Genomic DNA, 12,502 nt, shown 5'->3' on the forward strand with positions numbered 1-12,502 from the left:
CGGCGGCTCAGGGCTCGCCGCGACGGAATGCGTAATGACTCAGGCCCGCCAGCCGCCGGCAAGTTCACGGGTCAGGTGGCCGGCCGGGATCTCCCGGCAGCCGCTGACATTTTGCCCGGCCCACAGCGGCGTGCAGTGATCCAGGCCCTGCTTCTCGGTCTGGGCGCGCAGCGCGCCGATGGCGTTGCCGGCCAGCGGGAAGGGCGGAACCCCTTCGGGCAGCGGACCCAGCTCGCGCATGATGCGGTTGACGATGCCGCGTGCCGGGCGCCCGCTGAACAGGGTGGTCAGCGCGGTATGCACTGCCTGCGGGCTCTTCAGCGCGGCGCGATGCAGCCCATTGGTGCGGCTCTCCGGGCACAGCAGGTAGGCGGTGCCCAGTTGCACACCAGCGGCGCCCAGGGCCTGCGCTGCCGTCACGCCCTGGGCATCGGCGATGCCGCCGGCGGCGACCACCGGTACGTCCAGCGCGGCGACCAGTTGCGGCAGCAGGGCGAAGGTGCCGAGTTGGGTGGTCAGGTCCTCGCTGAGGAAGATGCCGCGGTGGCCGCCGGCCTCCAGGCCCTGGGCGATCACCAGGTCGACGCCTCGCTGCTGCAACCAGAGGCCTTCGCCGACCGTTGTCGCGCTGGAGGCGATCTTCGCCCCGGTGGCGCGGGCGCGCTGCAACAGGTCGGGGCTAGGCAGGCCGAAGTGGAAGCTGACCAGTGCGGGCCTGTGCCGCTCCAGCACCGCGGCCATTGCCACGTCGAACGGCTGGCGGGTGGCGCCGGCCGGAATGTCGGCTGGGTCGACGTCGAATTCGGCGAACAACGGTGCGAGCATCCGGTGCCAGGCGTCGAAGGCCGTCGGGTCGGCTGCTGGCGTCTGGTGACAGAAGAAATTGACGTTGTAGGGTCGGTCGGTCAGCGCCTCGATGGCGGTCAGCTCGGCGTCCAGCGCTGCCGCATCGAGCATGCCGGCCGGGATCGAACCCAGCCCGCCGGCCTCGCACACCGCCGCGGCGAGCAGGTGATTCTGCGCACCGGCCATGGGTGCCTGGATGATCGGGTGCTCGATGCCGAAGAGATCGCGCAGGTCCATGGGGCAGCTCCGTTCAGTCGTCGTGGGGCGCCACTGTAGCCCGTGTCGGTGATTGGGGAAAACGACGCCGGTCATGCCGGGCCTGCGTTGGGCAGGGCCGACAGGTAAACTGCGCCGCTCTCCAGGAGGATCAGATGAACTACCGCCACGCCTTCCATGCCGGCAACCACGCCGATGTGCTCAAACACCTGGTGTTGAGCCGGATCTTCGCCCTGCTGTCGCGCAAGGAGGCCCCGTTCGCCTACCTCGACAGCCACGCCGGCGTCGGCCTCTACGACCTGGCCGGCGACCAGGCCAGCCGTACCGGCGAGTGGCTGCAGGGCATCGCCCGCATCTGGCAGGCCGAAACCCGCCCGGCGCTGCTAGACGACTACCTCGGCGTGATCCGCTCGCTCAACCCGGACGGCGCGCTGCGCTACTACCCGGGCTCGCCGGAACTGGCGCGGCAGCTGACCCGCGAGCAGGATCGGCTGCAGCTCAACGAGAAGCATCCCGAGGATGGCGCCCTGCTCAAGGACAACATGTCCGGCGACCGCCGCGTGGCGGTGCACCGGGGCGAGGGCTGGCATGTGCCGCGGGCGCTGATGCCGACCCGCGAGAAGCGCGTGGTGCTGCTGATTGACCCGCCATTCGAACAGGCCGACGAACTGAGCCGATGCGTCACGGCACTCAAGGAAGCGCTCGGCCGCATGCGCCAGACCATTGGCGTGATCTGGTATCCGATCAAGGATGAGCGCCAGCTCAAACGCTTCTATCAGGACCTCGCCCGCAGCGGCGCACCGAAACTACTGCGTGCCGAACTGTTCGTCCACCCCGCCGACGACGCCAGCCGCCTGGCCGGCTCGGGTCTGGCCATCGTCAACCCGCCGTGGGGGCTGGAGGATGAACTGCGAGAGCTGTTGCCCTGGTTGGCCGAGCAGTTGGCGCAGAGCCAGGGTGGCTGGCGGCTGGACTGGCTGATCGAAGAGGCCTGAAGAGGGCCTTCGCCCGTGTAGGCATTGGCCGGCTCGGTGGGCTTCAGCCGGCCAAAACCGGCTCGCCACTAGAACAGCCTGAGCGGCTCTTCCTGCAACGCCGACATCTGCTCGCGCAGGATCAGCACCTGGTCGCCCCAGTAGCGCTCGCTGCCGAACCAGGGAAAGCTCATGGGGAAGGCCGGGTCGTCCCAGCGTCGTGCCAGCCAGGCGCTGTAGTGCATCAGCCGCAGCGCGCGCAGGGCCTCGATCAGCGGCAGCTCGCGCGGGGCGAAATCGTGGAATTCGTTGTAGCCGTCCACCAGTTCGGCCAGCTGGCCGAGCCGCTCGTGTCGCTCGCCGGCGAGCATCATCCACAGATCCTGTACTGCCGGGCCCATGCGGCAGTCATCCAGGTCGACCAGATAGAAGGCGTCGTCGCGGGCGAGGATATTGCCCGGGTGACAATCGCCATGCAGGCGGATCGGGGTGAAGTTGGTGCTGGCGAAGACATCCTCGACCCGCTTGAGCAGGTCCCGCGCCACCGACTCGTACGCCGGCAGCAGGCTCCGCGGCACGAAGTCGCCTTCCAGCAACGTGCTCAGCGAATCATGGCCGAAGTTCTGCACGCCCAGGGTTTCGCGATGCTCGAACGGGCGGTTGGCGCCTACCGCATGCATGCGGCCCAGCAGCTGGCCTAGGCGATAGAGCTGGTCGAGATTGCCGGGCTCCGGTGCGCGGCCGCCGCGGCGCGGGAAGAGGGCGAAGCGAAAGCCGGCGTGCTCGAACAACGTGCTGCCGTCGCGCTCGAGCGGTGCCACCACCGGCACCTCGTGCTCGGCCAGTTCCAGACTGAACTGGTGCTCCTCGAGGATCGCCGCGTCGCTCCAGCGGCCGGGACGATAGAACTTGGCGATCAGCGGCGTTTCGTCTTCGATGCCCACCTGATAGACGCGGTTCTCGTAGCTGTTGAGCGCCAGCACGCGGGCATCGCTGAGGTAGCCGATGCTTTCCACGGCGTCGAGGACCAGGTCCGGCGTGAGTGTGTCGAAGGGATGGGACATGACCGGCTCCGCTGACTAGGTCGTCCAGTGTACGCCCTCCATCGGTCGGCGGCTTCATTCGCCTGGTTTCGGGGTGCGGGCCAGGCAATAGACATCGACCCGTTCGGCGCCGGCGCGCTTGAGCAGGCGCGCAAGGGCTTCAGCGGTGGCGCCGGTGGTCAGCACATCGTCGACCAGCGCCAGATGCCGGCCCTTGACGTCGGCACCGGTTGCGATGGCGAAGGCCTGACGCAGGTTGCGGCGGCGGGTGGCGGCGTCCAGCTGCTGCTGAGCCGGGGTGTCGAGCACACGTTCGAGCACGCGGGCGTCGGTGGCGATGCCCAGTGGGCGGCTCAGCCAGTCGGCGAGCATCTGCGCCTGGTTGAAACCGCGCTGGCGCAAGCGACGACGGGCCAATGGCACCGGCAGCAGCAGGTCCGGCCGCGGCAGCCCATCGGCGAAGGCGTGCTCCAGATGATGTGCCAGGCGTTCGCCGAGCAGCCGGCCATAGGGCCAGCGCGCCTGGTGCTTGAAGCGGGTGATCAGCGCATCCACCGGGAAGGCGAAGCGCCAGGGCACTTCGACGTGATCGTAGCTGGGCGGTCGCTTCAGGCATTCGCCACAGACCAGCCCGCGGCTGGGCAGCGGGACCGCGCAGACCGTGCACTGACCGTCGAGCCACGGCAGATCCGCCTCGCAGGGGCTGCACAGTGGCTGACCCTCGCAGCGCTCGTCGCAGAGCAGGCAGTGGTGTTCAATAATTGACCAGTTGTAAACCATGATTCCGTTCCTGGTTGACAGCGTATCGGGCTTGGCTAACCATTCCGCATCCGTGTCCGGCCGCCGCGCCGCTATTAATTACAAGGAATGCCCATGAGCGCCACCTCCGCTTCCGTTACCCGCCACGACTGGTCTCTCGCCGAGGTCAAGGCGCTCTTCGAGCAACCCTTCAACGACCTGCTGTTCCAGGCGCAGACCGTGCATCGCCAGCACTTCGACCCCAATCGTGTTCAGGTTTCCACGCTGCTCTCGATCAAGACCGGTGCCTGCCCGGAAGACTGCAAGTACTGCCCGCAGTCCGGTCACTACAACACCGGTCTCGATAAAGAGAAACTGATGGAAGTACAGAAGGTGCTGGAGGCCGCAGCCGAGGCCAAGGCCATCGGCTCGACGCGCTTCTGCATGGGCGCGGCCTGGAAGCATCCGTCAGCCAAGGACATGCCCTACGTGCTGAAGATGGTCGAGGGCGTCAAGGCCATGGGCCTGGAAACCTGCATGACTCTCGGCAAGCTGGATCAGGAGCAGACCCGCGCCCTGGCCGCTGCGGGCCTGGACTACTACAACCACAACCTGGATACCTCGCCGGAGTTCTACGGCAACATCATCACCACCCGCACCTACGCCGAGCGTCTGGAGACGCTGAGCTACGTGCGCGAGGCGGGGATGAAGATCTGCTCGGGCGGCATCCTCGGCATGGGTGAGTCGCTGGACGATCGCGCCGGCCTGCTGATCCAGCTGGCGAACCTGCCGGAGCACCCGGAGTCGGTGCCGATCAACATGCTGGTCAAGGTCAAGGGCACGCCGCTGGCCGAGGAACAGGACGTCGATCCGTTCGACTTCATCCGCATGCTCGCCGTGGCGCGGATCATGATGCCGAAATCCCATGTGCGTCTGTCGGCCGGGCGTGAACAGATGAACGAGCAGATGCAGGCCCTGGCGTTCTTCGCTGGCGCCAATTCGATCTTCTACGGCGAGAAGCTGCTGACCACCGCCAACCCGCAGGCGGACAAGGACATGCAGCTGTTCGCGCGTCTGGGCATCAAGCCGGAAGAACGTCAGGAGCACGCCGACGAGGTGCACCAGGCAGCCATCGAGCAGGCGCTGATCGAGCAGCGCGACAGCAAGCTGTTCTACAACGCCGCGGTCTGATCTTCTCGCCGGGGGGATGAGCGTCGCGTTCGTCCTCCCGGTGCCTGCTCTGGTTTCTTCGCAGTGACGGCCCGCTTGCGGTTGTTCACCGTCTCCGGTTCCTGCCATGACATTCGATCTCGCTTCCCGCCTCGCCGCCCGTCGTGCCGAGCACCTCTACCGCCGGCGTCCGCTGCTGCAGAGTCCGCAAGGGCCTGAGGTGACGGTCGACGGTGAACGCCTGCTGGCGTTCAGCTCCAACGACTACCTGGGCCTGGCCAACCATCCCGAGGTGATCGCGGCGCTGCAGCAGGGCGCCGCGACCTGGGGCGTGGGCGGCGGTGCCTCGCATCTGGTGATCGGTCACAGCACGCCGCATCACCGGCTGGAGGAGGCGCTCGCCGAGTTCACCGGCCGGCCGCGTGCGCTGCTGTTCTCCACCGGCTACATGGCCAACCTGGCCGCGGTAACCGCGCTGGTCGGGCAGGGCGACACGGTGCTGGAGGATCGGCTCAACCACGCCTCGCTGCTCGATGCCGGGCTGCTCAGCGGCGCGCGCTTCTCGCGTTATCTGCATAACGACGCGAGCAGCCTCGCCAAGCGGCTGGAAAAGGCCAGCGGCAACACCCTGGTGGTCACCGATGGCGTGTTCAGCATGGACGGCGACCTCGCCGACCTGCCGGCGCTCTGCGCCGAGGCGAAGCGACATGGCGCCTGGATGATGGTCGACGATGCCCACGGCTTCGGCCCGCTGGGCGCCACCGGCGGCGGCATCGCCGAGCATTTCGGTCTCGGGATCGACGAGGTGCCGGTGTTGGTCGGCACCCTCGGCAAGGCCTTCGGTACCGCGGGCGCCTTCGTCGCCGGCAGCGAGGAGCTGATCGAAACGCTGATCCAGTTCGCCCGTCCCTACATCTACACCACCAGCCAGCCGCCAGCGGTGGCCTGTGCCACACTGAAAAGCCTGGAGCTGCTGCGCAGCGAGGGCTGGCGCAGAGACCAGCTGAACCGACTGGTCGCGCGCTTTCGGGCCGGCGCGGCGCAGATCGGCCTGACGCTGATGGCCAGCCCGACGCCGATCCAGCCGGTGCTGGTGGGCAGCAGTGCGCGGGCGCTGAGGTTGTCGGCCTTGCTGCGCGAGCGCGGCATCCTGGTCGGCGCCATACGTCCACCGACCGTTCCGGCCGGTAGCGCGCGGCTGCGGATTACCCTCACCGCGAGCCACAGCGATGCGCAGCTCGAGCGCCTGCTGGAGGCGCTGGCCGAGTGCTGGGCCCTGTTGCCCGAGGAGTGCGACGATGCGTGATCGACTGATTCTTCTACCCGGCTGGGCGTTCGGCCCGGCGGCGCTGGAACCCCTGGCCGAACTGCTGCGCGAGCGTGAACCGCGGTTGCAGGTCGAGATCGCGTTGCTGCCAACGCAACCGCAATCCGGCGCCTGGCTTGACGAACTGGATGCGCGAGTGCCGCCTGACAGCTGGTTGGCCGGCTGGTCGCTGGGCGGCATGCTGGCCACGCAACTGGCCGCGCGTCGCGGCGACAGCTGCCCCGGCCTGATCACCATCTGCAGCAACCCCTGCTTTCGCAGTCGCGACGACTGGCCGACGGCCATGCAAGCGGAAGTGTTCGATGCCTTCGAGGAAGCCTTCCGCCTCGGCCCGGACGACACGCTCAAGCGCTTCAGTTTGCTCTGCAGTCGCGGCGCCTACGATCCACGCACCCTTGCCCGACAATTGCAGGTGAGCCTGCTGGATCAGCCGCAGGCGGTGTCGGCCGCGGGTCTGCGCCTGCTCGCCGAACTGGACGGGCGCGCGGCACTGCAGCGCTATGTCGGGCCGCAGCTGCACCTGTTCGCCGGCAGCGATGCGCTGGTACCGGCGGCCGCGGCCGAGGCGTTGCTGGCCTGCCTGCCGGATGTGGAGGTCGATGTGCTGGCCAATGCCAGCCATGGTTTGCCGCTGGAACGCGCGGAAGACGTGGCGACGGCCATGCTGGCCTTCATGGGTGAGGGCGAGGATGACTGACAGCACCACCCTGTTGCCGGACAAGCGCCAGGTCGCCGCGTCCTTTTCCCGCGCGGCGGCGAGCTACGACAGCGTCGCGGCCCTGCAGCGGCAGGTCGGCAACCAGCTGCTGGCGCGGCTGCCCGCCGATCTGCAGGTCGCCAGCTGGCTCGATCTGGGTAGCGGCACCGGCTATTTCTCTCGCGTGCTGGGAAGCCGCTTCGTGCACGCCGAGGGTGTCGCACTGGATATCGCCGAAGGAATGCTGCGCCATGCTCGGCCGCAGGGAGGCGCGCGGTATTTCGTGGCTGGCGACGCCGAACGCCTGCCGCTACGCGATGCTGGCCTGGACCTGATCTTTTCCAGCCTGGCCCTGCAGTGGTGCGAAGATTTCGCCAGCGTGCTCGGCGAGGCGCGACGGGTGCTTCGCCGGGGCGGCACCTTTGCCTTCAGCAGCCTCTGTGTGGGCACCCTGCAAGAGCTGCGTGACAGCTGGCAGGCGGTGGACGGTTTCACCCACGTCAACCGTTTTCGCACCCTGGACACCTACCAGCGACTCTGCCGGGACAGCGGTCTGCAAATGCTCGGCCTCGAGGTTCGCCCCGAGGTGCTGCATTTTGCCGATCTGCGGCAGCTGACCCACGAACTCAAGGCGCTGGGCGCGCACAACCTCAATCCCGGTCGTCCGGGCGGCCTCACCGGCCGTGCACGCATCCGCGCGTTGGTCAGTGCCTACGAGCGCTACCGCCAGGCCGAGGGGCTGCCAGCCACCTATCAGGTCGTCTATGGCCTGCTGCGCAAGGAATCGTGAAATGAGTCTGGCCTTCTTCGTCGCCGGTACCGATACCGATGTCGGCAAGACCACCATCGCCGCCGGCCTGCTGCATGCCGCCCGCGCGCAGGGGATGTCCACCGCGGCGATCAAGCCGGTCGCCTCCGGCTGTGAACTGACCGACGCCGGCCTGCGCAACAGCGACGCATTGGCGCTGCAAGCCGAGTGCAGTCCAGCGCTGGATTACGCCACGGTCAACCCGTTCGCCTTCGCGCCAGCGATCGCGCCGCATATCGCCGCTCGCGAAGCCGGTGTCGAGCTGAGCGCCGAGCGTCTGGTTCAAGTGATACGGCCGGTTTTGGCGCGGCAGGCCGATTTCACCCTGGTGGAAGGTGCAGGCGGCTGGCGCGTGCCGCTCAACGCGCAGGAAAGTCTTTCGGCGGTCGTGCAGGCGCTGGGCTTGCCGGTGATCCTGGTCGTCGGCGTGCGGCTGGGGTGCATCAATCACGCGGTGCTCAGTGCCGAGGCGATTGCCCGGGATGGGCTGGCACTGGCCGGCTGGGTGGCCAACATCGTCGACCCGGCAACCTCGCGCCTGGAGGAGAATCTGGCGACGCTGGCCGAGCTGCTGCCAGCGCCCTGTCTTGGCCGTGTGCCGCGTCTGGACCAGCCAGATGCGCAGCAGGTCGCCCGCCATCTGTCGCTCGGCGCCCTGCAACTGCCGAGCGGTCGAGGTTCCACGAACTAGCGCCTTGCCGGCGCAACCGGCATCTGCTTGAATGCTGGCAACCTGATAGCGCGTGGAGCGAACCATGCAGATCACCAACAGCCTCATGGGCGCCGGGCTGAGCGCCTTCCAGAACGGTCAGCAGCGCGTCGAGCAGGCCGCATCCAGCATCGCCTCCGCCAGTGCGCCCGCGCTGGGCAATTCCCAGGCGGTCGCCGAGCTCACCGAAGAGCTGATCCAGCTGAAGGTCGGCGAGCACACTGCCAAGCTCGGCGCCCGCATGATCCAGAGCGCCGACGAAGTGCTCGGTACGCTGATCGACACTCAGGCCTGATCGAGCTTCCCGCTCCCCTTTCTCTTGCTGCGAGCGCGCCGCTCTGCCAGGCGCCTGTTCGGCTGTTTCCACGCTCGTTGTCTGGCTCGCCATCGCTTACGCCACCCCGACAAGTGATTGCAACAATGCATTTCCGGTAGACCCATCTGCCTTGCCTGGCGTCGAGGCCGGTGCGACCGTGCCCGTAATCTGGCCGATTCAGCCGATCGACGGCGACCCTTCCCCTGCTTGACATCGCTCAGGTCGAAACGTATGTTTCAAACGCCTGTTTGACCCATCGGGCGTATCGTCCGACGGTCGGAATCGAATTCGAATGGCCGGACTTGCCGGTCAGCTGCAACAAGAACTCACCGCTGAGGTTTACGCTATGCCCGATTACAAGGCCCCCTTGCGCGATATCCGCTTCGTACGTGACGAGCTGCTCGGCTACGAGGCGCACTATCAGAGCCTCCCGGGATGTGAAGACGCCACCCCGGACATGGTCAATGCCATTCTCGATGAAGGCGCGAAGTTCTGTGAGCAGGTGCTGGCACCGCTGAACCGCGTCGGTGATACCGAGGGCTGTACCTGGAGCGAGTCCGGCGTGAAGACGCCGACCGGCTTCAAGGAGGCCTATCAGCAGTTCGTCGAAGGCGGCTGGCCGAGCCTGGCCCACGACGTCGAGCACGGCGGCCAGGGCCTGCCGGAGTCTCTCGGCATGGCCATGAGTGAAATGATCGGTGAAGCCAACTGGTCCTGGGGCATGTACCCCGGCCTGTCCCACGGCGCCATGAACACCCTGCATGCCCACGGCACTCCCGAGCAGCAGCAGACCTACCTGACCAAGCTGGTTTCCGGCCAGTGGACCGGCACCATGTGCCTGACCGAGCCGCACTGTGGTACCGACCTGGGCATGCTGCGCACCAAGGCCGAACCGCAGGCCGACGGCAGCTACAAGGTCACCGGCACCAAGATCTTCATCTCCGCTGGCGAGCACGACATGGCCGAGAACATCGTCCACATCGTACTGGCTCGCCTGCCCGACGCCCCTGCCGGTACCAAGGGCATCTCCCTGTTCATCGTGCCGAAGTTCCTGCCGAATGCCGAAGGCGAGGCGGGCGAGCGCAACGGCGTGTCCTGCGGCTCCATCGAGCACAAGATGGGTATCCACGGCAACGCCACCTGCGTGATGAACTTCGACGGCGCCACTGGCTTCCTGATCGGCCCGCCGAACAAGGGGCTGAACTGCATGTTCACCTTCATGAACACCGCGCGCCTGGGCACCGCACTGCAGGGCCTGGCCCACGCCGAAGTGGCCTTCCAGGGCGGCATCAAGTACGCCCGCGAGCGCCTGCAGATGCGTTCGCTGACCGGCCCCAAGGCTCCGGAAAAGGCCGCCGACCCGATCATCGTGCATCCGGACGTGCGCCGCATGCTGCTGACCATGAAGGCCTTCGCCGAAGGCAACCGCGCCATGCTCTACTTCGCCGCCAAGCAGGTCGACGTGATGCAGCGCAGCCAGGACGAGGAGCAGCGCAAGGCGGCTGACGCCATGCTGGCCTTCCTCACCCCGATCGCCAAGGCGTTCATGACCGAAGTCGGCTTCGAAGCGGCCAACCACGGCGTGCAGATCTACGGTGGCCACGGCTTCATCGCCGAGTGGGGCATGGAGCAGAACGTGCGCGACAGCCGCATCTCCTGTCTGTACGAAGGCACCACCGGCATCCAGGCGCTCGACCTGCTCGGCCGCAAGGTGCTGATGACTCAGGGCGAGGCGCTCAAGGGCTTCACCAAGATCGTGCACAAGTTCTGCCAGGCCAACGAAGGCAACGATACCGTCAAGGAATTCGTCGAGCCGCTGGCCAAGCTGAACAAGGAATGGGGCGAGCTGACCATGAAGGTCGGTATGGCCGCCATGAAGAACCGCGAGGAAGTCGGTGCCGCATCGGTCGACTATCTGATGTACTCCGGCTATGCATGCCTGGCCTACTTCTGGGCCGACATGGCGCGCGTCGCAGCCGAGAAGCTGGCGGCCGGCACCGAGGAAGAGGGCTTCTACAAGGCCAAGCTGCAGACTGCCCGCTTCTATTTCGCGCGCATCCTGCCGCGTACCCGTACCCATGTGGACGCCATGCTGTCCGGCGCCGACAACCTGATGGAGATGGCCGAGGAAGATTTCGCCCTCGGCTACTGATCGGTTGCTGCTGAAGAAGGCCGCTGCATCTGCAGCGGCTTTTTTTTGCGCCGATTTCGGCCGGTCTGCAAGACAACTGTGCTTTTCGACCTTTTGGCTGCACATCCGTAACCGTTAAGGCAAAATGCCAGCTTTTCTCGCTGCGCCGGTATTCTCGTGTCGCGCCCCTATTCGCCTCGCTTCAGCCACTTCCTTGCACCGCTGGCATTGTTGCTTGGCGGCGAGGCGATCGCACGCCAGGTCGTGCTGAACGAGTTCTTCACTTCGCTGTACAACGTGCTGCCGACGGTACTGTTGCTGCTCGGTGGGGCGCTGTGCGCGATGTACGGCCGCATTCGCGAGCTGTTCCTGCTGCTGTGCGTCTACATCGTCTATTTCCTGCTCGACACTCACGCCGACTATTACCGGGCCCATGGCAGATTGCTGGACGACGCGGCCCTGACGTTCCATCTGTGCAGTCTGTTGCTACCGCTTTTATATGGCTTGTATGGCCTGTGGCGAGAGCGCAGCCACCTGGCACAGGATGGTCTGGCCCGGGCGTCGGTGCTGTTTGCCCTGGGCGTCGTTGCGGTCGCGTTGGCGAAGCGATTTCCGGAGGCGCTGCACGCCTGGCTGGTGGTGATCCGCTGGCCATCGCTGCAGGCCGATTGGCTGCCGCTCATCCAGCTGGCCTATCCCGCTTTCATCGTTGCGCTGGCGATGCTGGTGGTGCAGTACCTGCGGCAGCCCAGGCCTTCACATGCGGCGCAGATCGTCGCGCTGATCGCCTTGCTGCTGATGCTGCCTCAGACGTTCAGTCGCATCGCCGCACTGAACATCCTCAGCAGCCACGTGTTGCTCATGCTGGTCGTGGCCATCGCTCACGAAGCCTATCTCATGGCCTTTCGCGACGAGCTGACCGGTCTGCCGGGGCGGCGTGCGCTGAACGAGCGACTGCAGCGCCTCGGCCGGCAGTACGTGCTGGCCATGGCGGACGTGGATCATTTCAAGAGTTTCAACGATACCCATGGCCATGATGTCGGCGACCAGGTGCTGAAAATGGTGGCCAGCCGCCTACGCAAGGTCGGTGGTGGCGGGCGCGCCTATCGCTACGGTGGCGAGGAGTTCACTCTGGTGTTTCCGGGGCGTAACGTCGAGCAGTGTCTGCCGCACCTGGAGGCTGTCCGCCAAGCGATTGAGGGGTACGCCCTGCAACTGCGTGACGCCAGCACGCGACCCAAGGATGACCGCCAGGGACGTATGGCGCGTGGTCATTCATCGGCAGCGCAGGTGTCGGTGACCATCAGTATCGGGGTGGCCGAGCGGCAGGGCGACCAACGCAGCCCGGAGGAAGTCATCAAGGCGGCCGATCAGGCGCTGTATGGCGCCAAGAAGGCCGGACGCAATTGCGTTCGGGTGCATGGCAGCGGGCGCGGTGCAGTGCGTATGGCCGGCCATTCGCGTTAGGGCTGTAGCGGTTCGCTTATGACCGCACAAAACTATCTGGTCATAAAAAGACGCTTAATC

General features: G+C 66.4%; 12 protein-coding genes. 9 read left to right on the plus strand and 3 right to left on the minus strand.

From position 1 onward, the window contains the following. Positions 1 to 39: 39 nt before the first annotated feature. On the minus strand, positions 40 to 1,083 hold the full coding sequence (locus ACVRRC_RS05275) for an NAD(P)H-dependent flavin oxidoreductase (RefSeq protein WP_472996702.1): 1,044 nt from the start codon (positions 1,081 to 1,083) through the stop codon (positions 40 to 42). A gap of 134 nt (positions 1,084 to 1,217) precedes the next feature. Here ACVRRC_RS05275 and ACVRRC_RS05280 point away from each other — a divergent pair, with 134 nt between their 5' ends. Further along, a complete protein-coding gene (locus tag ACVRRC_RS05280) occupies positions 1,218 to 2,057 on the plus strand; it encodes a 23S rRNA (adenine(2030)-N(6))-methyltransferase RlmJ (protein ID WP_011914877.1) in 840 nt (279 codons plus the stop codon). Positions 2,058 to 2,125: 68 nt separating this feature from the next. Here the strand turns inward: ACVRRC_RS05280 and ACVRRC_RS05285 are convergent, their stop codons facing one another. Further along, positions 2,126 to 3,100 (minus strand): serine/threonine protein kinase, encoded by a 975-nt coding sequence (locus ACVRRC_RS05285; protein WP_013984243.1) that lies wholly within the window; start codon positions 3,098 to 3,100, stop codon positions 2,126 to 2,128. 54 nt (positions 3,101 to 3,154) lie between these two features. Next, a complete protein-coding gene (locus tag ACVRRC_RS05290; protein WP_472996703.1) occupies positions 3,155 to 3,859 on the minus strand; it encodes a phosphoribosyltransferase family protein in 705 nt (234 codons plus the stop codon). A gap of 93 nt (positions 3,860 to 3,952) precedes the next feature. Here ACVRRC_RS05290 and bioB point away from each other — a divergent pair, with 93 nt between their 5' ends. From bioB to ACVRRC_RS05330, 8 genes are all read left to right on the plus strand, one after another. Next, the gene (gene bioB / locus ACVRRC_RS05295; RefSeq protein WP_011914874.1) at positions 3,953 to 5,008 is read left to right on the plus strand and encodes a biotin synthase BioB; all 1,056 of its coding nucleotides are present in this window, start codon (positions 3,953 to 3,955) and stop codon (positions 5,006 to 5,008) included. Positions 5,009 to 5,114: 106 nt separating this feature from the next. Beyond that, positions 5,115 to 6,293 (plus strand): 8-amino-7-oxononanoate synthase, encoded by a 1,179-nt coding sequence (gene bioF, locus ACVRRC_RS05300; protein WP_053527019.1) that lies wholly within the window; start codon positions 5,115 to 5,117, stop codon positions 6,291 to 6,293. Next, positions 6,286 to 7,011 (plus strand): alpha/beta fold hydrolase, encoded by a 726-nt coding sequence (locus ACVRRC_RS05305; protein ID WP_013984239.1) that lies wholly within the window; start codon positions 6,286 to 6,288, stop codon positions 7,009 to 7,011. The genes bioF and ACVRRC_RS05305 overlap by 8 nt, the downstream gene beginning before the upstream one ends. Beyond that, positions 7,004 to 7,801 (plus strand): malonyl-ACP O-methyltransferase BioC, encoded by a 798-nt coding sequence (bioC, locus tag ACVRRC_RS05310; RefSeq protein ID WP_045159790.1) that lies wholly within the window; start codon positions 7,004 to 7,006, stop codon positions 7,799 to 7,801. The genes ACVRRC_RS05305 and bioC overlap by 8 nt, the downstream gene beginning before the upstream one ends. A 1-nt stretch (position 7,802) precedes the next feature. Beyond that, positions 7,803 to 8,510 carry a dethiobiotin synthase gene (bioD, locus tag ACVRRC_RS05315; protein WP_079328182.1) on the plus strand — a complete coding sequence of 236 codons (708 nt, stop codon included), beginning with the start codon at positions 7,803 to 7,805 and terminating at the stop codon, positions 8,508 to 8,510. Positions 8,511 to 8,574: 64 nt separating this feature from the next. Then, on the plus strand, positions 8,575 to 8,823 hold the full coding sequence (locus ACVRRC_RS05320) for a hypothetical protein (protein WP_017245459.1): 249 nt from the start codon (positions 8,575 to 8,577) through the stop codon (positions 8,821 to 8,823). Between the two features lie 367 nt (positions 8,824 to 9,190). Next, positions 9,191 to 10,996: a phenylacyl-CoA dehydrogenase gene (locus ACVRRC_RS05325; RefSeq protein ID WP_020305770.1), complete on the plus strand. Its 1,806-nt coding sequence runs from the start codon at positions 9,191 to 9,193 to the stop codon at positions 10,994 to 10,996. A gap of 156 nt (positions 10,997 to 11,152) precedes the next feature. Further along, complete coding sequence (locus ACVRRC_RS05330; protein ID WP_079328184.1) at positions 11,153 to 12,442, plus strand: GGDEF domain-containing protein; 1,290 nt, start codon at positions 11,153 to 11,155, stop codon at positions 12,440 to 12,442. Positions 12,443 to 12,502 lie beyond the last annotated feature (60 nt).

The sequence above is a fragment of the Stutzerimonas sp. LR2 genome (assembly GCF_055755175.1).